Origin of the sequence: Aquabacterium humicola (assembly GCF_030167915.1) — a bacterium.
Taxonomy (GTDB): Bacteria; Pseudomonadota; Gammaproteobacteria; order Burkholderiales; family Burkholderiaceae_C; genus Pseudaquabacterium; species Pseudaquabacterium humicola.
Genome location: NZ_JARGNB010000002.1, coordinates 248,910 through 272,123, shown reverse-complemented (window position 1 = coordinate 272,123; position 23,214 = coordinate 248,910). Strand labels below are relative to the sequence as shown.

Annotated in this window: 17 protein-coding genes and 2 tRNA genes; 13 read left to right on the top strand and 6 right to left on the bottom strand. The window is 70.5% G+C overall.

All coding sequences use genetic code 11. The annotated features are described in order from the left end of the window. Positions 1 to 10: 10 nt before the first annotated feature. Genes P1K89_RS11510 through P1K89_RS11500 form a run of 3 tightly spaced genes read left to right on the top strand, consistent with a single transcriptional unit; the run spans position 11 to position 2,891 of the window. Positions 11 to 244, top strand: coding sequence for a hypothetical protein (locus P1K89_RS11510; RefSeq protein ID WP_284616591.1), 234 nt, complete (start codon positions 11 to 13; stop codon positions 242 to 244). Between the two features lie 23 nt (positions 245 to 267). After that, positions 268 to 870, top strand: a complete 603-nt coding sequence (locus P1K89_RS11505; RefSeq protein ID WP_284616590.1) for a GNAT family N-acetyltransferase — start codon at positions 268 to 270, stop codon at positions 868 to 870. A 23-nt stretch (positions 871 to 893) separates the two neighbouring features. Then, positions 894 to 2,891, top strand: coding sequence for a S9 family peptidase (locus P1K89_RS11500; protein ID WP_284616589.1), 1,998 nt, complete (start codon positions 894 to 896; stop codon positions 2,889 to 2,891). A 40-nt stretch (positions 2,892 to 2,931) separates the two neighbouring features. Here the strand turns inward: P1K89_RS11500 and P1K89_RS11495 are convergent, their stop codons facing one another. Then, positions 2,932 to 4,113, bottom strand: coding sequence for a sensor domain-containing diguanylate cyclase (locus P1K89_RS11495; RefSeq protein ID WP_284616588.1), 1,182 nt, complete (start codon positions 4,111 to 4,113; stop codon positions 2,932 to 2,934). Positions 4,114 to 4,272: 159 nt separating this feature from the next. Between P1K89_RS11495 and P1K89_RS11490 the strand changes: the two genes are divergently transcribed. From P1K89_RS11490 to P1K89_RS11475, 4 genes are all read left to right on the top strand, one after another. Further along, complete coding sequence (locus P1K89_RS11490; protein WP_284616587.1) at positions 4,273 to 5,445, top strand: vWA domain-containing protein; 1,173 nt, start codon at positions 4,273 to 4,275, stop codon at positions 5,443 to 5,445. Continuing rightward, positions 5,442 to 7,283 carry an autotransporter assembly complex protein TamA gene (locus tag P1K89_RS11485; protein ID WP_284616586.1) on the top strand — a complete coding sequence of 614 codons (1,842 nt, stop codon included), beginning with the start codon at positions 5,442 to 5,444 and terminating at the stop codon, positions 7,281 to 7,283. Before P1K89_RS11490 ends, P1K89_RS11485 begins: the two co-directional genes overlap by 4 nt. A gap of 8 nt (positions 7,284 to 7,291) precedes the next feature. Then, entirely contained in the window at positions 7,292 to 11,464 is a 4,173-nt protein-coding gene (locus tag P1K89_RS11480; RefSeq protein WP_284616585.1) for a translocation/assembly module TamB domain-containing protein, read from the top strand. A 30-nt stretch (positions 11,465 to 11,494) separates the two neighbouring features. Further along, positions 11,495 to 11,569 (top strand) — tRNA-Arg (locus tag P1K89_RS11475). Here the strand turns inward: P1K89_RS11475 and P1K89_RS33300 are convergent. Continuing rightward, a complete protein-coding gene (locus tag P1K89_RS33300) occupies positions 11,529 to 12,164 on the bottom strand; it encodes a diguanylate cyclase domain-containing protein (RefSeq protein WP_350081440.1) in 636 nt (211 codons plus the stop codon). The two genes, P1K89_RS11475 and P1K89_RS33300, sit on opposite strands and share 41 nt — an antisense overlap. Before the next feature lie 772 nt (positions 12,165 to 12,936). Here P1K89_RS33300 and P1K89_RS11465 point away from each other — a divergent pair. Beyond that, positions 12,937 to 14,382 (top strand): S41 family peptidase, encoded by a 1,446-nt coding sequence (locus P1K89_RS11465; protein WP_284616583.1) that lies wholly within the window; start codon positions 12,937 to 12,939, stop codon positions 14,380 to 14,382. 207 nt (positions 14,383 to 14,589) lie between these two features. Next, positions 14,590 to 17,442, top strand: coding sequence for a valine--tRNA ligase (locus P1K89_RS11460; RefSeq protein ID WP_284616582.1), 2,853 nt, complete (start codon positions 14,590 to 14,592; stop codon positions 17,440 to 17,442). Here P1K89_RS11460 and P1K89_RS11455 read toward each other — a convergent pair. Beyond that, positions 17,381 to 18,358, bottom strand: a complete 978-nt coding sequence (locus P1K89_RS11455) for an NAD(P)-dependent oxidoreductase (RefSeq protein WP_284616581.1) — start codon at positions 18,356 to 18,358, stop codon at positions 17,381 to 17,383. The genes P1K89_RS11460 and P1K89_RS11455 overlap by 62 nt on opposite strands. 110 nt (positions 18,359 to 18,468) lie before the next feature. Between P1K89_RS11455 and galU the strand changes: the two genes are divergently transcribed. Continuing rightward, on the top strand, positions 18,469 to 19,335 hold the full coding sequence (gene galU, locus P1K89_RS11450; protein WP_284616580.1) for a UTP--glucose-1-phosphate uridylyltransferase GalU: 867 nt from the start codon (positions 18,469 to 18,471) through the stop codon (positions 19,333 to 19,335). 101 nt (positions 19,336 to 19,436) lie between these two features. On the opposite strand, the gene P1K89_RS11445 is transcribed toward galU, so the two are convergent. Genes P1K89_RS11445 through cysM form a run of 3 tightly spaced genes read right to left on the bottom strand, consistent with a single transcriptional unit; the run spans position 19,437 to position 21,182 of the window. After that, a complete protein-coding gene (locus tag P1K89_RS11445) occupies positions 19,437 to 19,664 on the bottom strand; it encodes a sulfurtransferase TusA family protein (protein ID WP_284616579.1) in 228 nt (75 codons plus the stop codon). 31 nt (positions 19,665 to 19,695) lie between these two features. Continuing rightward, positions 19,696 to 20,238 carry an NUDIX hydrolase gene (locus P1K89_RS11440; protein ID WP_284616578.1) on the bottom strand — a complete coding sequence of 181 codons (543 nt, stop codon included), beginning with the start codon at positions 20,236 to 20,238 and terminating at the stop codon, positions 19,696 to 19,698. Between the two features lie 17 nt (positions 20,239 to 20,255). After that, a complete protein-coding gene (cysM, locus tag P1K89_RS11435) occupies positions 20,256 to 21,182 on the bottom strand; it encodes a cysteine synthase CysM (protein ID WP_284616577.1) in 927 nt (308 codons plus the stop codon). 101 nt (positions 21,183 to 21,283) lie between these two features. Here cysM and P1K89_RS11430 point away from each other — a divergent pair. From P1K89_RS11430 to P1K89_RS11420, 3 genes are all read left to right on the top strand, one after another. Further along, positions 21,284 to 21,368 (top strand) — tRNA-Leu (locus P1K89_RS11430). Between the two features lie 23 nt (positions 21,369 to 21,391). After that, on the top strand, positions 21,392 to 22,009 hold the full coding sequence (locus tag P1K89_RS11425; RefSeq protein ID WP_284616576.1) for a rhomboid family intramembrane serine protease: 618 nt from the start codon (positions 21,392 to 21,394) through the stop codon (positions 22,007 to 22,009). A gap of 119 nt (positions 22,010 to 22,128) precedes the next feature. Continuing rightward, positions 22,129 to 23,181 (top strand): S1C family serine protease, encoded by a 1,053-nt coding sequence (locus P1K89_RS11420; protein WP_284616575.1) that lies wholly within the window; start codon positions 22,129 to 22,131, stop codon positions 23,179 to 23,181. Positions 23,182 to 23,214 lie beyond the last annotated feature (33 nt).

Here is a 23,214-nt window from a genome sequence, read left to right as displayed (position 1 = left end):
CCAACGCCCCGTGCCCGCACCGACGCCGCGCGAAGCGCTGACCGAAGGCCTGGCCGACGCGGTGGGCTTCGTGCTGGGCGCGCTCGCCGGCTGGCAGGTGGGACGCCTGCTCGGCTTCGACGCGCTGGCGCCGGGCGCCTTCGATGTGCGTTCGGGCATCGGCGTCGCCTTCGTGATGCTCGGCTGCGGCGCCGGCAAGTGGGCCGCCAACCGCTGGCGCGCCGGTCGCGCGAACCGCCGCTGACCCCCGGAAAGGACCCCGATCCCATGGCCTTCCCCGCCCGTTTCGAACCCGTCGTGCTGTGGCGCGATCCGGTGCGGCTCGAACCGCTGGGCCTCGAGCACGAGGCCGGCCTCGGCGCCGCGGCGGCCGACGGCGAGCTGTGGAAGCTGCGCGTCACCTCGGTGCCGGCGCCGCACGAAACCCGCGCCTACATCGAGACCGCGCTCGCCGCGCGCGAAGCCGGCCACCGCTTCGCCTTCGCCGTGCTCGACGCGATCACCAACCAGGTGATCGGCAGCACCAGCTTCCACGACATCGTGCCCGCGCTCGACCGCCTCGAGATCGGCTACACCTGGTACGCGCTCTCCCGCCAGCGCAGCGCCGTCAATACCACCGCCAAGTGGCTGATGATGAGCCACGCCTTCGACACGCTGGGCGCCAAGCTCGTCGGCTGGCGCACCGACAACTACAACTTCGCCAGCCAGCGCGCGATCGAGCGCCTGGGCGCGCGCAAGGACGGCGTGCTGCGCCACCACGCGCCACGCCGCGACGGCACCGTGCGCGACACGGTGATGTACAGCCTCGCCGCCGGCGAGTGGCCCGAGGTCAAGGCGCACCTGGAGTACCTGCTGCACAAGCCGCGATAACGCACAAGAAGACTGGAGACCCCATGGCCCGCAAGAAGAAGCCGATCGACGTCGAAGACCTGTGGAAGATGGAGCGGCTGGGCCAGCCCAGCCTGTCGCCGGACGGCGCGCAGGCGGTGGTCGCCGTCAGCCGCTACTCGATGGAGGACAACAAGGCCGCGAGCTCGCTGTGGCTGCTGTCGACGCTGGGCGGCATGCCGCGCGCGCTGACGCACTGCGGCGACAAGGACGGCCAGCCGCGCTTCTCGCCGCATGGCGACCGCATCGGCTTCGTCGCCCGCCGCGAGCAGGAAGGCAAGAAGGACGACGAGGCCCAGTTCTACGTCATCGCGCCCGACGGCGGCGAGGCGCGCCGCGTCGGCCAGGTGGCCACCGGCGTCGAGACCTTCAAGTGGTGCCCGGACGGCGAGCGCATCGTCTTCATCTCGTGGGTGTTCCCGCAGCTGAAGGGCTCGAAGGCGCAGGCCCAGGCGCTGAAGGACTTCAAGGAGCGCAAGGAGACCGCCTACGTCACCAGCGAGGCCTACTACCGCTACTGGGACCACTTCGTGCCGATGGGTCGCGTCGCGCACCTGCACGTGATGGACGTGGCCAGCGGCAAGATCCGCGACCTCTTCGAGGGCACGCCCTACGAACTGGTGCGCGGCGAGCCCGACGCGCAGAGCTTCGACATCTCGCCCGACGGGCGGCGCGTCGTCTTCGCCTACGACCCCGCACCCGAGAAACGCACCGATGGCCGCTTCGCGCTGGCCGAGGTCGATTTGCGCTCGGGCCGCATCCAGACCATCGTGCACGACCGCGAATGGGACGTCGCCGCGCCGAAGTACAGCCCGGACGGCACGCGCATCGCGTTCATCGCCAGCCACCAGGGCCGCAAGCACACGATGCCGGGCCAGCTGGCGGTGTGGGACCGCGGCGAGGGCCACGAGGTGATCAGCGCCGAGTGGGACCACGAGGTGCACGGCCCGCTGCTGTGGGAGGAGGACGGCCTCGCGCTGCTGTTCTGCACCGAGCAGAAGGCGCGCCGCCACCTGTGGCGCTTCGAGCTCGCCGACAAGCGCGCCGAGATCGTCGTCGAAGGCGGCTGGGTCACGGCCTTCGACAAGGCCGCCGGCACGCTGGTCAGCGTGGCCGACGCGGCGGACCATCCGTCGCGCCTGCATGCGCACCTGCCGGGCGAAGCGCCGCGGCGCCTCGAGCGCTTCAACGACGCGCTGCTCGCCGGCCTGGATCTCGGCACGCACGAGGAGACCTGGATCGACGGCGCGCTCGGCGACAAGGTGCAGGTCTGGCTGTTCTACCCGCCCGGCTTCGATCCGAAGAAGAAGTACCCGCTGCTGCACGTGATCCATGGCGGCCCGCACACCGCGATGGGCGACAACTGGCACTACCGCTGGAACAACCCGGCCTTCGCCGCGCAGGGCTACGTCGTCGCGGTGGTGAACTACCACGGCTCGTCGAGCTTCGGCTACGCCTTCCTCGACAGCATCACGCACCGCTGGGGCGAGCTGGAGCTGCAGGACATCGAGGCCGCGACCGACATGCTGCTGAAGAAGCGCTACATCGACCGCAAGCGGGTCTTCGCCACCGGCGGCAGCTACGGCGGCTACATGGTCGCGTGGATGAACGGGCACGTGAAGCCCGGCCGCTACCAGGCCTACGTCTGCCACGCCGGCTGCTTCGACTGGACCGCGATGTTCGCCGACGATGCCTGGTCCTGGCATGCCAAGGAGCTCGGCGCCTGGTACTGGGACGACATCGCGAAGGTGCACTCGCAGAGCCCGCATGCCTTCGCCGGCGCGATGACGACGCCGACGCTGGTGATCCACGGCGCGCTCGACTACCGCGTGCCCGACCAGCAGGGCCTGGCCTACTACAACACGCTGAAGGCCCGCGGCGTCGACGCGCGCCTGGTGTGGTTCCCGGACGAGAACCACTGGGTTCTGAAGCCGCGCAACAGCCGGCTCTGGTACCGCGAGTTCTTCGACTGGCTGAAGCAGCACGATCCCGGCGCACGCTGAACGCCGCGCGGCGCTCGGCCGAGCGGCGGACGGCAGCCGGCTAACTTGCCAGGCGAGCGACCACCGTGCGATTGCGCCCGGTGTTCTTGGCCTGGTACAGCGCATGGTCGGCGCGCTCGAGCACATGCTGCGGCGACTCGTCGGCATCGGTGCACAGCGCGGCGCCGATCGACACCGTCAGCTTGATCTGCTTGCCGCGCCAGGTCGTCTCGGCATCGCACAGCAGCTGGCGCAGCCGCTCGGCCGCGCGGCGCACCGCCATCTGCTCGGTGCGCGGCAGCAGCACGCCGAACTCCTCGCCGCCGAGGCGGCCGACGACGTCGACATCGCGCGCCGAGGCCATCAGCACCTGCGCGGCGGTCAGCAGCACCGCATCGCCGGCGGCATGGCCCAGCGTGTCGTTGATCTTCTTGAAGTGGTCGATGTCGATCATCAGCACGCCGAAGGGCTCGCCGAAGCGGCCGAGCCAGCGGTGCTGGGCCTCGAGCTGACGGTTCCACTCGGCGCGGTTGTAGAGCCCGGTCAGCGCATCGCGCTGCGACAGGTGCCGCAGCTTGCGCACCAGGCGCAGCAGCACCATCACCGCGAGGTGCCCGTGCAGCAGCAGCGCCAGCACCAGGATCAGCAGCGAGGACGCGACGTTCAGCGGCGTGTCCGCCGGCAGCGCCTGCAAGGGCGGCGTGCCGGGCAGCAGGCCGATGAAGCCGCGCAGCGTGAACAGCGCGACGCCGGCCACCTGCGGCGCGACCAGCAGGAAGGCCTGGCGGTCACCGAACTCGCGCTTGAGCGCCGGATAACTCTGCGTCGCGCAGCGCATCAGCACCCAGGCCATCGCGGTGCAGGCGACGAAGACGCGCAGCGGCCCGGCCAGCGCCGGCGGCAGCAGGCTGCAGCCCAGCTGCGCGACGATCGTCGCGGCCAGTACTGCCAGCGCCTCCTTGTCGCGCAGCGGCTGGCGCAGGAAGTGCAGCACGCCGCGCCGCATCAGCAGCAACGCGCCGGCCGCCAGGGTGTTGGCGGCCAGCAGCGCCAGCCAGTCCGGCGCCGAACCGCGCATCAGCATCAGCGCCAGCGCGGCGGCGCCGACCGCGCACGACAGGCTCCAGTGGCGTGCCGAGCGGCGCGACAGGTCGAGCGCCCGCGCCGCGACCAGCCAGCCGACCGCCACCCCGCCGAGCAGCAAGAGCAGCGTGAGCATCGTGAGGGCGACGTTTCCCAGCATCGTCGCCTTCTTCGACAGTGGCCGCTCACAACTTGAGACAAGTCGAGGCCGGGAGGCACGGAACATGCCATCCCGCTCCGCCCTGTCGTGAACTGTTGCACGCCACTGCCGCTATGCTCGGGACTTCCATCCGTCGCCGCCGAAGGCCCAGGCACCGCCATGCTGATCAACTTCTTCTACACGCTGCGCGCGGCAAAGCTGCCGGTGTCGGTCAAGGAGTACCTGACGCTGCTGGAAGCGATCAAGGCCGAGGTGATCGGCCCGTCGGTGGACGAGTTCTACTACCTGTCGCGCACCACGCTGATCAAGGACGAGGCGAACTTCGACAAGTTCGACCGCGCCTTCGGCGCCTACTTCAAGGGCGTCGAGATGATCGCGGACTTCACGAAGGAGGTGCCGCTGGAGTGGCTGCGCAAGAACCTGGAGCTCACCCTCAGCCCCGAGGAGATCGCGAAGATCGAGAAGATGGGCTGGGACGAGCTGATGGAGACGCTGAAGAAGCGCTTCGAGGAGCAGAAGGAACGCCACGAGGGCGGCAACAGGTGGATCGGCACCGGCGGCACCAGCCCCTTCGGCGCCTACGGCCAGAACCCGCAGGGCATCCGCATCGGCCAGGACAAGGGCCGCAACAAGAGCGCGGTGAAGGTCTGGGACCAGCGCGCCTACAAGGACTACGACGACACGCTGGAGCTCGGCACGCGCAACATCAAGGTCGCGCTGCGCCGGCTGCGCCGGTTCGCGCGCGAAGGCGCGGCCGAGGAACTGGACCTCGACGACACCATCCACTGCACCGCCGCCAACGCCGGGCTGCTGGACATCAAGCTGGTGCCCGAGCGCCACAACAAGGTCAAGGTGCTGCTGCTGATGGACGTCGGCGGCACGATGGACGAGCACATCCACCGCGTCGAGGAACTCTTCTCGGCCGCGAAGAGCGAGTTCAAGCACCTCGAGTTCTATTACTTCCACAACTGCGTCTACGACTTCATGTGGAAGAACAACCGCCGCCGCTTCAGCGAGAAGACGCCCACCTGGGACGTCATCCGCAAGTACAACAAGGATTACAAGCTGCTCTTCATCGGCGACGCGACGATGAGCCCGTACGAGATCCTGCAACCGGGCGGCAGCGTCGAATACAACAACGAGGAACCCGGCGCCGAATGGCTGCAGCGCCTGACCAATGCCTTCCCGAAGTTCGCGTGGATCAACCCCGAGCCCCAGGGCGTGTGGCAGTACCGCCAGAGCATCTCGGTGATCCAGCAGCTGATGAACCAGCGCATGTTCCCGCTGACGCTCGCCGGCCTCGAATCGGCGATGCGCTTGCTGAGCAAGTGACCGCCGGATTGGCAGCGTGGCGCCTGCTGGCCACGCTGATGCTCGCGCTGCTGCTCGGCGGCGGGCTCGCCGGCTGCGCGCTGCTCGACCCGAAGCCGACCACCGATGCCGCGGACGCCCCGCGCCCCCCGCCGCTGCACCTCGAGGTGCAGGCCGCGGCGCCGCTGAAGGCCCTGCTCGAGCAGCACCTCGACCTGGCGCGGCTGGCGCAGGTGGGCGACGACGAATCGCTCGACGACGCCGAATGGGCGCGACTCGTCGCCGCCGCACCGGCGCAGGCGCGGGAGCTGCTGCAGACCGAGGGCTACTTCGAGCCGCAGGTGCGCGTGGAGCGCTCAGCCGGCCGCCCGGTGCGGGTGCGCGTGACGGTCGAGCCGGGACCGCGCGTGCGGGTCGGATCGCTGCGGCTGCAGACCGAAGGTCCGTTCGACAAGCGCCTGGCCGCCGAGGACAAGGACGCCGTCGCGCTGCGCCACGCGCTGGAAGACGCCGGCCCGCTGGCCGCCGGCGCACCGTTCCGCAATGCCGATTGGCGCGACACCAAGCTGCGCGTGCTGACGCGGCTGCGCGGCGCGGGCTACGCCGCCGCCACGCTGGCCGACAGCAGCGCCGCCATCGACACCAATGCCCGCAGCGCGGCGCTGTCCATTGCCGTCGATTCCGGCCCGCTGTTCCTCGCCGGGCCGCTGCGCATCGACGGCCTGCAGGCCCATGACGAGGAGACCGTGCGCCACCTCGCCGGCTTCGGCCCTGGCGCGCCGCTGACCGAGACGCGGCTGCTCGACTACCAGGACCGGCTGCAGAAGAGCGGCCTGTTCGAGGCCGTGTCCGTGACCTTCGATCCGGAGGTCGAGAGCGCCACCGCCACGACGGTGGCGGTGCGCCTGCGCGAGCTGCCGCTGCAGCAGGCCACCGCCGGCATCGGCTACAGCGCGAACACCGGCCCGCGCACCTCGCTGGAGCACACGCACCGGCGTCTCTTCGGCCGTGCCGTGACCGCGCATAACAAGCTGGAATGGGGCCGCGACGCGCAGAGCTGGAACGGCGACTTCACCACCCATCCCGGCGAAGGCTTCTACCGCAACCTGCTCGGCGTGCAGGTCGAGCGCATCAAGGGCGACACCGACACCGTGCTGTCCCAGCGCCTGCGCCTGGGCCGCACCACCGACACGCCGCGGCTCGAGCGCCTGTACTTCGGCGAGTTGCTGCGTTCGCGGCAGAGCCTCGAGGACGGCACGATCATCGACGCACGCGCCTACAGCGGCAACGCGCACTTCGTGCTGCGCCGGCTCGACAGCGTGCTGCTGCCGACCCGGGGCTACAGCCTGTCGCTGCAGCTGGGCGCCGGCCATGCGCAGAGCGACGCCGGCGCCAGCGGCCCGTTCGGCCGCGTCTACGGCCGCCTGACGGCCTACCGGCCGATCGGCGCGAACTGGTACGGCACCGCCCGCGTCGAGGTCGGCGAGGTCATCAAGCGCGCGTCGGTGCGCGTGCCGGACCAGCTGGGCTTCCGCGCCGGCGGCGACGAGTCGGTGCGCGGCTACGGCTGGCGCGAGCTGGCGCCGCGCCGCGACGGCCGCATCTTCAGCGGCAACGTGCTGCTGACCGGCAGCGTCGAGCTGGCGCGCCCGATCTCCGAGAAGCTGCCCGCGGTGTGGGGCGCGGTCTTCGTCGACGCCGGCCGCGCGGCCGACGAATGGAAAGGCTTCAAGCCGGCGCTGGGCTATGGCGTGGGCGTGCGCTGGCGCAGCCCGATCGGGCCGCTGAAGATCGACCTCGCATGGGGCGAGGAAGTGCGCAAGGCGCGGCTGCACCTGACGGTGGGCGTGACCTTCTGAAGCCTCCGATGGAGACCGCCGCCCCCCCGCCCGCTCCGCTGCCGACGCGCCGCCGCTGGCCGCGCCGCGTCGGCTGGACGCTGGCGGCGGCCTTCGTGGTGCTGCTGGCGGCCATCGCCGGGCTGCTGAGCTTCGCGTGGTACGCCGAACCGGCGCTGCCGTGGCTGCTCGGCCGGGTGCCGGGGCTGAAGATCGAGGGCGTGCGCGGCACGATGTCCGGCGGCGACTTCGCCATCGAGCGCCTCGACTGGGCGCTGCCGGGCGCGGGTGGACGCCTGCAGATCGACGGGCTGCGCCTCGAAGGCATCGGCTGGCCGTCGCGCTACGCGTTGAGCGTGCAGCGTGCATCGGCCAAGCGCGTGCAGTTCGACAGCGCACCGTCGACAGGCGCACCGCCGGCACTGCCGCTGTCGCTGTCGCTGCCGCTCGCTTTGCAGGTCGGCGAACTGCGCGTGGACAGCGTGCGCATCGACCAGCTGCCGCCGCTGTCGGCGCTGCACGCCGCGCTCGACCTCGCCGGCCGCCGTGGCGGCACGCACCGCATCGAGCGCCTGTCGGTCGACTGGGAGGCCGCGCGGCTGCAGGGCCGGCTGGCGATCGGCACCGCGGCGCCCTTGCCCGTCGAGGCGGCGCTGAGCGCACGCTCGATCGACGGCGCGGCCAGCGGGGCGGCCGGTGGCGCCTTCGGCGGCCGACCCTGGCGCGGCATGGCGACCGCGCAGGGCCCGCTGGAGCGGCTGGCCGTGAAGCTCTCGCTCGAAGGCGAGGCGGCGCCCGGCGCGAAGCCGGTGACCTTGAAGGCCGACGCGCAGGTGCTGCCCTTCGCACCCTGGCCGCTCGCGGCGCTGACCTTGTCGACGCAGGCGCTGGACCTCGCGGCGCTGTCGCCGCGCCTGCCGGCCACCGCGATCGACGGCAGCGCGGTCATCGACAGCCGCGGCCTCGATCAGCCGATCCGCGCCGAGGTCAAGCTGGCCAACGGCAAGCCCGGACGTCTCGACGAGGGCGGGCTGCCGCTGCGCAGCCTGGTGATCACGCTCGGCGGCGATGCGCGCCGGCGCGACCGGCTCGACTTGCAGGCCTTCGTGCTGCAGCTCGGCGATGCGAAGGCATCGGCCGGCGAGCTGCGCGGCAGCGGCCGCTGGGCCGACGGCAAGCTGGCGCTGGACCTGCAGCTCGACGGCGTGCAGCCAGCGAGCCTCGACGGACGCGCGGCACCCGTGCGCCTGTCCGGCCCGCTCGCGCTGCAGGTCGACGGCCTGCCCGCACCCGGCAGCGGGGGCACCGCGGCGCCGGTGCTGGCGCTGAAGGCCACGCTGACCGGCCAGGCGCTGGACGGCAGCGGCCAGCCGGTGCGCATCGCCTTCGCCGGCGGCGGCGACGGCCGGCGCTGGACGCTCGACGAAGCCGAGGCGCGGTCCGGCGCTGCCCGCGCACGCCTCACGGGCCAGGCCCTGCAGGAGACTGCCGGCTGGCGCTTCGAGACGGCACTGCAGCTCGAGCAGTTCGACCCGCTGCCGTGGTGGCGCGGCCCCGCCGGATCGCCGTGGCGGCGCGGACCGCACCAGCTGAACGGCGCGCTGAAGGCCCGGGGCCTGTGGCGCGGCCTGGCGCCTGTCGCGCCGCGAACCGATGCGCTGCAGCGCTGGCAGCGGGCGCTCGACGCCGATGTGGACGTCACGCTGGCGCCGAGCCGGCTCGCCGGCGTCGCGCTGTCCGGCCGGGTGAAGGCGGTCAACGGCGGCGACGGCTCGCGGCTCGATGCCGCGCTCGAGCTCGCCGGCAACCAGCTGCAGGCGGACCTGCGCCTCGGCCGCGACCCCACCGCGGACCGCTGGCAGTTGCGCGCCGACGCGCCGGCGCTGGCCGCGCTGGCGCCGCTGTCGACGCTGCTGGGCCCCGCGGTCGCCGAATGGTGGCCGACGGCCGGCACGCTGAACGCCGACGTGCGTGGCGAAGGCCGCTGGCCCGCGCTGGCCAGCAGCGGCCAGCTGCGCGCGCGCAACCTGAAGAGCCGCGCCGCGGCGCTGGCCGAGGCCGACGCCAGCTGGCGCCACGGCCGCGATGCGAACGCCCCGCTGCAGCTGCAGCTGAAGGCGCTGGGGCTGCAGCACGGCGCGCAGCAGGTCGAGCGGCTGGAGGCGCAGGTCGACGGCACGCTGGCCGCGCACACGCTGCGCCTGTCGGCCGCCAGCCCGGTGAAGCCGCCGTCGTGGAGCGAACCGCTGCTCGGCGCGGCCGGCAGCGGCACGCGGCTCGACGTCAGCGGTCGGGGCGCCTGGAGCGCCGACGGCCCCGGCCACCGCTGGCAGCTCCAGGCCCTGGGCTTGCGTGGCGGCGCGCGCGACAACAGCGCCGCGCCCTGGATCGCGGGCGCCGACCTCGGCGCGGACCTGCGCTTCGATGCCGCCGGCGCGCTGCGCAGCGCGGCGCTGACGCCCGGTCGCGTGCAGCTGCTGAACACCGCGCTGCGCTGGCGCCAGGCCGACTGGCGCGCCGCCGGATCGGCCGCCGCCAGCGCGCGGCTCAACATCTCCGGCGAGCTCGAGACGGTCGACGTCGCGGCGCTGCTCAAGCGCCTGCAGCCGCAATTCGGCTGGAGCGGCAACCTCACCGTCGGCGGCCGCATCGAGGTGCGCAGCAGCGAACGCTTCGACGCCGACATCGTGCTCGAGCGCGGCGGCGGCGACCTCGGCGTCACCGACGAGCTGGGCCAGACCCAGGTGCTCGGCCTGACCGACCTGCGGCTTGCGTTCAGCGCACACGACGGCGTCTGGCAGTTCGCGCAGGGCCTGGCCGGCCGGCAGATCGGCGAGATGGCCGGCGCGCAGGTGCTGCGCACGTCGGCCGACCGCTCGTGGCCGCAGGCCGATGCGCCGCTGCAGGGCGTGCTGCAGATGCGGGTCGCGAACCTCGGCATCTGGAGCCCGTGGGTGCCGGCGGGCTGGCGCCTCGGCGGCTCGCTGCTGACCAGTGCGTCGATCGGCGGCCGCTTCAACGCGCCGGAGCTGCGCGGCGAGATGCGCGGCAGCCAGCTCGCGGTGCGCAACCTGCTCGAAGGCGTCAACCTCAGCGACGGCGAGCTGGCGATCACGCTCGAGGGCGAACGGGCCGAGATCCGCCGCTTCGAGTTCAAGGGCGGCGACGGCCGGCTGACGCTGACTGGCGGCGCGACGCTCGGCGCCGAACCGTCGGCGCAGATCGCGCTGGCGGCCGAGCGTTTCCGCGTGCTCGGGCGCATCGACCGTCGCATCGTCGCCACCGGCCAGGCCGACCTGCGGCTGGACCCCAAGACACTGCGGCTGACCGGCCGCTTCGGCATCGACGAAGGGCTGATCGACGTCAGCCGCGCCGATGCACCGACGCTCGACAAGGACGTGCAGGTGGTGCGCAACGGCGCCACCGTGCCCACCGGTGCGGCGGCGCGCGCGGCCGAACGCGACCGCGCCGCGCAGGCCGCGCCGACGCCGGTGCGCAACGCCGACGTGGCGGTGGCGATCGAGCTCGGCGAGCGCCTGCAGCTGCGCGGCCGCGGCCTCGACACCGCCCTGCGGGGCAGCCTGCGGATCACCACGCCGGGCGGCCGGCTGGCGGTGAATGGCAACGTACGCACCGTCGGCGGCACCTACGCGGCCTACGGCCAGAAGATGGAGATCGCGCGCGGCGAGCTGTTCTTCAGCGGCGCGGTCGACAACCCCCGGCTCGACGTGCTGGCCGTGCGGCCCAACCTGGACGTCGTGGTCGGCGTTGCGGTGACCGGCACCGCGCTGAGTCCGCGCATCCGCCTGACCAGCGAGCCCGAGATGACGGAGTACGACAAGCTGTCCTGGCTGGTGCTCGGCCGCGGACCGGAAGGCCTGGGCCGCACCGACACCGCGCTGCTGCAGCGCGCGGCGGTCGCGCTGCTCGCGGGCGAAGGCAATTCGCCCACCGACGACCTGATCGGGCGCCTGGGCCTGACCGATTTCTCGGTCCGCCAGACCGAAGGCGACGTGCGCGAAACGATCGTCAGCCTGGGCAAGCAGCTGTCACGGCGGTGGTACGTCGGCTACGAGCGCAGCGTCAACACCACCGCCGGCAGCTGGCAGCTGATCTACCGCATCGCGCAGCGCTTCACGCTGCGTGCGCAGTCCGGCAGCGAGAGCTCGGTCGACCTGATCTGGTCCTGGCGCTGGAATTGAACAGGCGAGCCCTCATAATTCGGCCGCGCCGCCGCCGTAGTTCAATGGATAGAACGGGGACCTCCTAAGTCTCAGATACAGGTTCGATTCCTGTCGGGGGCGCCACGCCGTCTGGTTTCACCGCCTGGGCAAATGCATGGGCGTTCTTGCCCTGCCGCTTCACCTCGTACATCGCGCCGTCCGCGGCCCGCCGCAGGGCGATGCTGTCCTGGGCATGGTCCGGAAAGACGGCGATGCCGATGCTGGCGCCGACGGCCAGCGACGCCGTGCCGAAGGCAATCGGGGCCGACACCGCCTGGATGATCTTGTCCGCGACCTCGCCGGCCGCCGCGGCGTCGTGCAGATCCGGCAGCACGACGATGAATTCGTCCCCGCCGATGCGCGCGGCCGTGTCGCTGGCGCGTACGCAGGTCTTCAGGCGGGCGGCCACTTCCGCGAGCACCCGATCGCCGGCCTCGTGGCCGTGCTTGTCGTTGACGGCCTTGAAACCGTCGAGATCGACGAACAGCAGCGCCACCTTGTCACCGTTGCGGGCCGCGTGGGACAGCGCCATGTCGATGCGGTCTGCCGCAAGGCGCAGGGCCGGCAGGCCGGTCAGCTTGTCGTGCGTGGCCAGGTGCTCGATCTCGTCGCGCTGCCGGGCCACTTCGGCCAGCAGCCCCTCGACCGCGCGGTGAAAGGCGCCGACGGCCAGCGCCATCATCACCGAGATGCCCGAGACCACGACGATCAGGTTGATCCAGCTCGAGGCCATCACCGAGAACTGGTTCAGGTCGAGCACCGGCGTCAGCCAGCCGGTCACGTACGCGGCGCCCACCAGCGCCAACGTCAGCAGGCCGAGCAGGATCACCGGCACGGCGCGACTCAAGGGCAGGATCATCACCGCGACGAAGCAATTCGTGGTCAACAGTGTCAGGCTGGTACCCGCGATGCCGAAGGAGGACAGTCCCGCCAAGCTGGCGAACCACAGGACCAGCAGCAGCAACGACCGCTTGACGGCCAATGGCAGGCGGCGGCGCAACGCATGGATGGCGAAGATGCCGGCCACCGACGCCAGCAGGACATTGAAGGCCGGCGTCCAGCCGAACTCCCAGGTCCGCCACGTGCTGATCGGCAACGCGACCCATGCCAGCCAGAACAGACCGCGCCAGGCGGTATCGACGAAGTCTTCACGGATCCGGTCCAGACGCGGAACGTTGACGCTGCTGGTCAAGACAAGGCCCCCCTCCATGGCCATCGTAGATGCGTCTACGGGTATTTGCGCATGCGTTCGCACCACTGTCCCGCGGGCTCCGCCAGTCGTATCCCATTTCACGAATTTCACCCGCACCGGCGATGCAACTTTCAGCAGAAACTGCACTCAGTGCGATGGGGGCGGCCTATACTGGCCGCAGTCGCTGGCGGAAGGCCTCGCAATCTTTGCGAGGCCTTGACATGATGGGCCCGCAAGCAGCGGGCTGAAGGCAGGTTCTATGGGTGGCAAATTGAAGGTCGCGGGTCTCCTCACGCTCGGGGCCGTTGCGGGTGCGCTGACAACCATTCAACTCCAGGCCTACGCCCGAAACTCGCTCGCGCCTTTGCCGCTCGAAGAGCTGCAGCAACTCGCGGCCGTGTTCGGCATGGTCAAGAGTGATTACGTCGAACCGGTCGACGAGAAGAAGCTCATCTCCGACGCGATCGGCGGCATGGTGGCCGGCCTCGATCCGCACTCGCAATACTTCGACAAGAAGACCTTCAAGGAATTCCGCGAGGGCACGACCGGCAAGTTCGTCGGCGTCGGCATCGAGATCGGCATGGAAGAAGGCCTGGTCAAGGTCATCTCGCCGATCGAAGGCTCGCCCGCCTACCGCGCCGGCCTGAAGAGCGGCGACCTGATCACCAAGATCGACGACAGCGCCGTCAAGGGCCTGACGATGGACCAGGCCGTCAAGCGCATGCGCGGCGAGCCGAACACCAAGGTGCAGCTGACGGTCTTCCGCAAGGTCGAGAACCGCAGCTTCCCGATCACCATCGTGCGCGAGGAAATCCGCGTGCAGAGCGTGCGCTCGAAGGTGCTCGAACCCGGCTATGCGTGGGTGCGCGTCAGCCAGTTCCAGGACCGCACGGTCGAGGACTTCGGCCGCAAGCTCGAGGACATCTACAAGGCCGAGCCGAACCTGAAGGGCCTGGTGCTCGACCTGCGCAACGACCCGGGCGGCCTGCTCGAAGGCGCGGTCGCGATTGCCGCGGCCTTCCTGCCGAAGGACGTCACCGTGGTGTCGACCAACGGCCAGGTGCCGGAGTCGAAGGCCACGCTGAAGGCGTCGGCCGAGCACTACCTGCGCCGCGGCGGCATGGATCCGCTGAAAAAGCTGCCGGCCGCGCTGAAGAATGTGCCGCTGGTGGTGCTGGTGAACGAAGGCTCGGCCTCGGCCAGCGAGATCGTCGCCGGCGCGCTGCAGGACCACAAGCGCGCGATCGTGATGGGCGCGCAGACCTTCGGCAAGGGCTCGGTGCAGACGGTGCGCCCGCTGTCGGCCGAGACGGCGCTGAAGATCACCACGGCGCGCTACTACACGCCGTCGGGCCGCTCGATCCAGGCCAAGGGCATCGTGCCGGATGTCTGGCTCGATGAAACCGCCGAAGGCAATGTCTTCGCGGCGCTGCGCATGCGCGAGGCCGACCTCGAGAAGCACCTCGGCAACGGCGGCGGCGACGAGAAGAAGGACGAAGCCCGCGAGAAGGCGCGGGAGGAAGCGCGCAAGAAGCTCGAGGAGCAGACCGCGAAGTCCAAGGAACCGCCGAAGCCGCTGCCCGAGTTCGGCAGCCTGGAGGACTTCCCGCTGCAGCAGGCGCTGAACCAGCTGAAGGGCAAGCCCGTCGCCGTCAGCAAGACGATGAGCGAGCGCAAGGCCGAGGTTGATCTCGACAAGAAGTAAGCCGCTCGGCTTGCTGCGGCCCGCGATGCGGGCTGACCCGCCCCCCAGAGGCCCGCACTGCGGGCCTCTTTGCATTGTTCGGCACGCAGGCGGACGCGCCGGGCGCGCAGAGGCCTCGCACCTACAATCCCGGCTCCCCTCGAAGCCCCTGTCGCGCCGGCGGGCCGATCGTGCTGCCGGCGTCGCGACATTTCTTTCGCTGCCGCCATGACCGCACTCGCCAAGTCCTTCGAACCCGCCGCCATCGAAGCCCGCTGGGGCCCGCTGTGGGAGCAGTCGGGGGTGTACGCGCCGACGCTGGACCCGGCAAAGCCGTCGTTCTCGATCCAGCTGCCGCCGCCGAACGTCACCGGCACGCTGCACATGGGCCATGCGTTCAACCAGACGATCATGGACTCGCTGACGCGCTACCACCGGATGCGCGGGTTCAACACGCTGTGGGTGCCAGGCACCGACCATGCCGGCATCGCGACGCAGATCGTCGTCGAGCGCCAGTTGCAGGAGGCGGGGCTGTCGCGCCATGACCTCGGCCGCGAGGCGTTCCTGAAGCAAGTCTGGGACTGGAAGTCGACCTCGGGCGCGACGATCACGCGGCAGATGCGCCGCATGGGCACCAGCGTCAGCTGGGCGCACGAGTACTTCACGATGGACGAGAAGCTCTCGACCATCGTCACCGAGACCTTCGTGCGCCTGTACGACGAGGGCCTGATCTACCGCGGCAAGCGGCTGGTCAGCTGGGACCCGGTGCTGAAGTCGGCGGTGTCGGACCTGGAGGTCGAGAGCGAAGAGGAAGACGGCTTCCTCTGGCACATCCGCTACCCGCTGGCCGATGGCTCCGGCGAGCTGGTCGTCGCGACGACGCGGCCCGAGACCATGCTCGGCGACACCGCCGTGATGGTGCACCCCGAGGACGAGCGCTACGTTCACCTGATCGGCAAGCAGGTGCGCCTTCCGATCGCCGACCGGCTGATCCCGGTGATCGCCGATGCCTACGTCGACAAGGCCTTCGGCACCGGCGTCGTGAAGGTCACGCCGGCGCACGACACCAACGACTACGCGGTCGGCATGCGCCACGGGCTGCCGATGCTGACGATCTTCACGCTCGACGCGAAGCTCAACCACGAGGCGCCCGCGGCCTACCGCGGCCTCGACCGCTTCGTCGCGCGCAAGAAGGTGGTCGAGCAGCTCGAGGCCGAGGGCCTGCTGGTCGAGACCAAGAAGCACAAGCTGATGGTGCCGCGCTGCGCGCGCACCGGCCAGGTCATCGAGCCGATGCTGACCGACCAGTGGTTCGTCGCGATGAGCAAGCCCGGCGCCGACGGCAGGAGCATCGCGCAGAAGGCGATCGAGGTCGTCGAATCGGGCGAGGTGCGCTTCGTGCCCGAGCAGTGGGTCAACACCTACAACCAGTGGATGAAGAACATCCAGGACTGGTGCATCAGCCGCCAGCTCTGGTGGGGCCACCGCATTCCGGCCTGGTACGGGACGAGCGGCGAGCTGTTCGTCGCGCGCAGTGAAGAGGAGGCCCGTGCCAAGGCCCAGGCCGCGGGCTACACCGGCGCGCTGACCCGCGACGAGGACGTGCTGGACACCTGGTACTCGTCGGCGCTGGTGCCCTTCTCGACGCTCGGCTGGCCCGAGAAGACGATCGAGCAGGACCTCTTCCTGCCATCGTCGGTGCTGGTCACCGGCTACGACATCATCTTCTTCTGGGTCGCCCGGATGATCATGATGACCAAGCACTTCACGGGCACGGTACCGTTTCGCGACGTCTACATCCACGGGCTGGTGCTCGACGCGCACGGCCACAAGATGAGCAAGAGCGAAGGCAACGTGCTCGATCCGGTGGACCTGATCGACGGCATCGCGCTGGGACCGCTGCTGGACAAGCGCACCACCGGCCTGCGCAAGCCGGAGACTGCGCCGAAGGTGCGCAAGGCGACCGAGAAGGAGTTCCCCGAGGGCATTCCGGGTTATGGCGCCGATGCGCTGCGCTTCACCTTCGCGGCGATGGCCACGCTCGGCCGCAGCGTCAACTTCGACTCGAAGCGCTGCGAGGGTTACCGCAATTTCTGCAACAAGCTCTGGAACGCGACGCGCTTCGTGCTGATGAACTGCGAGGGCTTCGACTGCGGCCTGAAGGAGCACACCAAGGCCGATTGCGAGCCTGGCGGCGCGTTCCACGGCTACATGAAGTTCTCGCAGGCCGACCGCTGGATCAGCGGCGAGCTGCAGCGCGTCGAGGCCGCGGTGGCGCAGGGCTTCGCCGACTACCGGCTCGACAACGTCGCCGGCGCGATCTACCAGTTCGTCTGGGACGAGTACTGTGACTGGTACCTCGAGATCGCCAAGGTGCAGCTGGCCGAAGCCACCAAGGCCGGCGACGAGGCCGCGCAGCGCGCGACGCGCCGCACGCTGATCCGGGTGCTCGAAGTGGTGCTGCGCCTGCTGCACCCGGTGGCGCCGTTCATCACTGCCGAGCTGTGGGAAGCCGTGGCGCCGGTGGCCGGCCGCAAGGCGAGCGAGACGATCGCCAGCGCGCCCTACCCGGTCGCGCAGCTGGAAAAGATCGATGCCGCGGCCGACGCCTGGGTCGGCCAGCTCAAGTCACTGGTCGCGGCGGTGCGCAGCCTGCGCAGCGAGATGAACCTGTCGCCCGGCGACCGCAAGCCGCTCTACACGATCGGCAACGCCGATTTCATCGCGCAGGCGGCGCCGGTGCTGAAGGCGCTGGCCAAGGTGTCGGAGCTGACGGTCTTCACCGACGAGGCCACGTTCGCGCAGGCCAGCGGGCTGTCGCCGGTGGCGGTGCAGGGTGATACGCGGCTCGCGCTGCATGTGGAGATCGACGTCGACGCCGAGAAGGCCCGCCTGAGCAAGGAGGTGGGCGCGCGCGAAGCGGAGAAGGCGAAGATCGAGGCGCAGCTGGGCAATGCCGGCTTCGTCGCGCGGGCACCGGCGGCGGTGGTGGAGCAGAGCCGGCAGCGCCTGGCCGAGCTCAGCCAGACGCTCCGCCGGCTGCAAGATCAATTGGCTCGTCTGTCGAGTCGGTCGACCTGAATTCGCGGCGCGTGGCGGGCGCGGTCAGCAGCTCGTCGATGCGCCGCGCGACGCCCCAGGCGCTGCGCACACGCGACTCGCGCGTCGTGCTGGACACGCGCGGCGTGATCTGCAGCGTGTCGATCTCGTGCAGCGGACGGCCCGGCTCCAGCATCCCGGGCTCCATGCTGTCGAACCAGGCCGCGGCCATGCGGCCGGTGCCCAGCACCTCCGCCAGCGAGGCCTCGTCGAACACGCTCGACGGCGCGATGCACACCATCACCTGGTTGGGCCGGCAGAACGGCAGGAAGCGCTCGCCAAGCAGCCCGTGATAACGCGTGAAGTACGTGAGCATCACGCTGACCGCTTCGCACTCTTCCATCAGCTCGCGCAGGCCCACCGGCTCCACGCGCCAGCGGTGCCAAAGCGGATCGCTGGAGTGCACCGCCGGGTCGTAGCCGATGACACGGGCGCCGAAGGCACCGAGCAGCTGCGCCAGCGGCCGGGCGGTGGGCGTCATGCCGACCAGGCCGACGGTGGAGCCGCCGAGCTCGCGCCCGACCAGCAGGCCCTCGGCATTGACCACCGGCACGCGCCGCAGCATCTGCAGCAGCGCGCCGATGATGAACTCGGCCTCGGCGGCCGCGGTGGCATTGCTCGGCCGCACCACCTCGACGCCGGCGCGCGCGCAGGCATCGACATCGATGTTCTCGGCGCCGGCGCTCAGCCGGCCCACCGCGCGCAGCATCGGCGCGTGGTGCAGCGCATCGGCATCCAGCGCGACCGACGGCGGGATGATCAGCGAGCGCACGTTGTACAGCGCCTGCCGGAATGCCCGCGGATCGCGCGCGAGGTCGGGCGCGTAACGCACCGCGTGGCGCGCCACGAGCCAGTGCATCACTTCAGGGTCCAGCGGTTCGACGATCAGGACATCCATCTCGGGCGCGTCAACGCTGTGAAGGGCCTCACGCCCCGGGACGGCGGCCGGCCGGGCCGGGCACGCTGTCTGCCGTGGTTCGCTTCCATGGGCCCGATTCTAGTAACGAGATGTTGATCAAGAAGGCGATCTTCCCTGTGGCGGGTCTGGGCACCCGCTTCCTGCCGGCGACCAAGGCGCAGCCGAAGGAAATGTTGCCGGTGGTCGACAAGCCACTGATCCAGTATGCCGTCGAGGAAGCATACGCCGCCGGCGTGCGGGAGATGATCTTCGTGACCGGGCGTCACAAGCGACCGATCGAGGATCACTTTGACATGACCTTCGAGCTCGAGGTAGCCCTCGAACAAGCGGGCAAGGCCGAACTGCTCGAGGTGGTGCGCAGCGTGAAACCCAGCGACATGGAGTGCATCTACGTGCGCCAGCCGCACGCGCTGGGCCTGGGGCATGCGGTGCTGTGCGGGCAGCGCCTGGTGGGCAACGAGCCCTTCGCGGTGCTGCTGGCGGACGACCTGATGATCGGCGCCAAGCCGGTGCTCCAGCAGATGGTCGAGCAGTTCGCCGAGTGGCGCGCATCGATCATCGCGGTGCAGGAAGTGCCGCTGGAGCATACGAAACGTTACGGCATCGTCGCCGGCACGCCGGTGAACGAGCGCTTGATCGACGTGCAGCGCATCGTCGAGAAACCCGACCCGTCGGAGGCGCCGTCGCGGCTGGGCGTGGCCGGCCGGTACGTGCTGACGCCCGGGGTCTTCCACGAGATCGCGACCCAGCCGCTCGGCGTGGGTGGCGAGATGCAGCTGACCGACGGCATCGCGTCGGTGCTGCGGCGCGAGAAGGTCTTCGCGTACCGTTACGAAGGCAAACGCTATGACTGCGGCAGCAAGGAAGGTTTCCTGCAGGCCAACGTCGAGATGGCGCTCGCCCACCCGCAGCTGGGCGCCGGCTTTCGCGAGTACCTGCGTTCGCTGGAGCTCTGACGTGCCGGGGCATGCGGGCCCGCCGGCGCTCGGGCCCCCACGTCGCTTCGCTCCTGCCCCCCAAGGGGGCGCGAACCGCCTTCTGGCGGCCCTGCGGCGTCTCAGCGCCGGCGCAGGAAGTGCACGAACTCGTCGCCGGCGCGCGTCTGCTCGAGCAGCTCGTTGCCGGTCTGCTTGGCGAAGGCCTGGAAGTCGCGCACCGAGCCGGGGTCGGTCGCCAGCACCTTCAGCACCTCGCCACTGCCCATCTCCGCCAGCGCCTTCTTGGCCTTCAGGATCGGCAGGGGGCAGTTCAGGCCGCGCGTGTCGAGTTCCTTCTGGGCATCCATCGTCGTCTCGTCTCCTGGGGACAGTCGGGAATCAGGGGCGGCGCGAGGGCCACTCCATGAAGCGCGGCTCGTGGCCGCGCGAACGCAGCCAGTCGGCCAATGCATAGCCGGTGCCGGCGGGCCAGCACATCACGTCGGCCGGCGCGTAGAGCTTGTGCTCGGCGAGCTCGGGCGACAGGCGGATCTCGCCGCGTGCCAGCACGTGGTACGCGATGATCACCTGGTTCATGCGCTGGAAGTCGTAGACGCCGATCAGCGAGGTCGACAACGCCTCCAGCGACGTCTCCTCGGCCACCTCGCGGGCAATGCCGTCCTGCGGCGTCTCGCCGGCTTCCATGAAGCCGGTGATCAGGCCGAACATGCGCGCGGTCCACGCGGCATTGCGCGCCAGCAGCAGACGGCCCTCGCGGTCCGCGCATTCGATCACCGCGGCCAGCACCGGCGTCGGGTTGTTCCAGTGCGTCCACTGGCAGGCGGGGCAGCGCAGGCGCGACTTCGGGCCGCCGTCCTCCAGTTGCTCGATGGTCTGCAGCGCGGTCGCGCACTGCGGGCAGAAGCGGTAGTCGTAACCCATGGCGCCTCGGCTCCGCTTCAGGCCGGGAACACGCCGGTCGACAGGTAGCGCTCGCCGCGATCGCAGACGACGAAGACGATGGTCGCGTTCTCGACCTTCTCGGCGATCTGCAGCGCCACCCAGGCCGCGCCGGCCGCGGAGATGCCGGCGAACAAGCCCTCCTCGCGCGCCAGGCGCCGCGCCATCTCCTCGGCATCGGCCTGCGACACCAGCACCAGTTCGTCGACCTGCGCCGGGTCGTAGATGCGCGGCAGGTAGGCCTCGGGCCACTTGCGGATGCCCGGGATGCGCGAGCCTTCGGCCGGCTGCGCACCGACGATGCGCACGCCGCCGCCCGGGCGCTTCTCCTTCAGGTACCTGCCGACACCGGTGATCGTGCCGGTGGTGCCCATCGCGCTGACGAAATGGGTGATCCGGCCCTGCGTCTCGTCCCAGATCTCGGGGCCGGTGGTCTCGTAGTGCACGCGCGGGTTGTCGGCATTGGCGAACTGGTCGAGCACGCGGCCCTTGCCCTCGCGCTGCATCTGCTCGGCGAGGTCGCGCGCGTACTCCATGCCGCCCGAGCGTGGCGTCAGGATCAGCTCGGCGCCATAGGCCTTCATCGTCTGCGCGCGTTCGACCGACAGGTCCTCCGGCATGATCAGCAGCATGCGGTAGCCGCGGATCGCCGCGGCCATCGCCAGCGCGATGCCGGTATTGCCCGACGTGGCCTCGATCAGCGTGTCGCCGGGGCGGATGTCGCCGCGCTCCTCGGCGCGCCGGATCATGCTCATCGCCGGACGGTCCTTGACCGACCCTGCGGGGTTGTTGCCCTCCAGCTTGCCGAGGATCACATTGCCGCGCGCGGCATTGCCTGCGCCGGGCAGGCGCTGCAGCCGCACCAGCGGCGTGCGGCCGATCACATCCTCGATCGTCGGATAACGGGGCTCTCTGGGCTCGGACATCGGTACCTCCGGCGGCGATTGTGATCGCAGCCCGAACGGCCGGCGGTGCACGGGGTTTCGCGCCATAATCCGCGCCCTTGCCGCACCCGCGTGCGGCCACTGCCCTCGTGACGAAATCGGTAGACGTAGCGGATTCAAAATCCGCCGCCGCAAGGCGTGCCAGTTCGAGTCTGGCCGAGGGCACCACCACCTCCTCCCGCGAATAGCCGATGCCGCCCCTGCCACCGGTCACCCAGGCGTTGATGCTGATCTGCACCGCCGTGTTCTGCGTGCAGCTGCTGCTGCCCAGCGTCTCCGGCATCGCGATCGAACAGTGGTTCGCGCTGTGGGGCGTGACCAGCGGCCGCTTCCTGCCGTGGCAGCCGGTGACCTACGCCTTCCTGCACGGCGACTTCACCCACCTGTTCTTCAACATGTTCGGCCTGTGGATGTTCGGCGGCGAGCTGGAGAACCTGTGGGGCCGCAAGCGCTACCTGCAGCTGCTGCTGGCCAGCGTGCTCGCCGCCGCGGTCGTGCAGACGCTGTTCCTGCTGCTCGGCGGCGGCCGCGGCTACACGGTCGGCGCTTCGGGCGCGCTGTTCGGCCTGCTGCTGTCCTTCGGCATGCTGTTCCCGAACCGCATCATCATGCCGCTGATCCCGCCGATCCCGATGAAGGCGCGCACCTTCGTGATCGTGTTCGGCGCGATCGAGCTGCTGTTCGGCCTCTTCAGCCGCAGCGGCGTCGCGCACTTCGCGCACCTGGGCGGCATGCTCGGCGCGTGGCTGATGATCAGCTACTGGCGCGGCCGGCTGCCCTTAGGGCGCGGGCCGAAATCGCGACGCTGATCCGCCGAGACGCGAGGCCCCGCGAACAGGCGGGGTAAAAATTTCTCGCGCGCCCCCGGTTGCAGGGAACGGTCGGGACCCCGGCGGTGTCCATCCGGACAGGGCTCGGGAGTGTCGCGATGAAGCTGCCACGACTGCATGTACCTGCCGCCGCATGGACCATCCTGCTGGCGATGCTGGCCGTCTGGACCCTGATCTGGCCGCCCGCCGCGGCAGCCGCGCCCGACCCCACCGACGGCGAGATGAGCGAAGCCTCGCGCGCGCTGCAGCGGGCGCAGGCCGCGGTGGTCGGCGTGCAGGTGATCGCCGTCGAGGGTGCACGCTCTGCCAGTTCACTGGGCAAGGTGCGCGAAGGCTCGGGCGTCGTCATCAGCCGCGAAGGCCTGGTGCTGACGATCGGCTACCTGGTGCTCGAGGCCGAGCAGGTGCAGATCGTCACCGACGACGGCCGCGTGATCCCGGCCCGCACGATGGGCTACGACGTGGCGACCGGCTTCGGCCTGGTGCAGGCGCTGGCGCCGCTGCGCATCGATGCGGTGCCGCTGGGTCGCTCGGAATCGCTGAAGCAGCGCGAGGGACTGATGATCGCCAGCGGCGGCGAGGATGGCGCCGTCAGCGCCGCATGGCTGGTGTCCAAGCGCTCGTTCGCCGGCTACTGGGAGTACCACATCCCCGGCGCGCTGTTCACCACGCCGCCGCGCCGCGACCACAGCGGTGCGGGCCTGTTCAACATCCGCGGCGAGCTGGTCGGCATCGGCTCGCTGATCGTCGCCGATGCCGCCGGCGGCGACGAGCGCCTGCCGGGCAACATGTTCGTGCCGATCGACCTGCTGTCGCCGATTTTCGACGAGTTGCTGCGCGCCGGCACCAGCGCCTCGAGCCGCCGCGCGTGGATCGGCGTCAACTGCGTCGAGCATGAAGGCGCGGTGCGCATCGTGCGCGTCAACGACGACAGCCCGGCCGACGTCGCGGGGCTGCAGGCCGGCGACCACATCCTGCGCATCGACGGCAACGACGTGCACGCGCTGGAAGAGTTGTGGACCAGGCTGTGGGCCGGCGGCGCGCCGGAGCGCGAGGTGGTGCTCGACATCCGCCGCAACGGCGAGGCGCAGACGGTGCGCGTGTTCAGCGTCGACCGCATGAAGACGCTGAAGCGGGCGCAGGGCATCTGAGGCCGGGCCGGCCTGTCTCGCGGTGGCCGATCC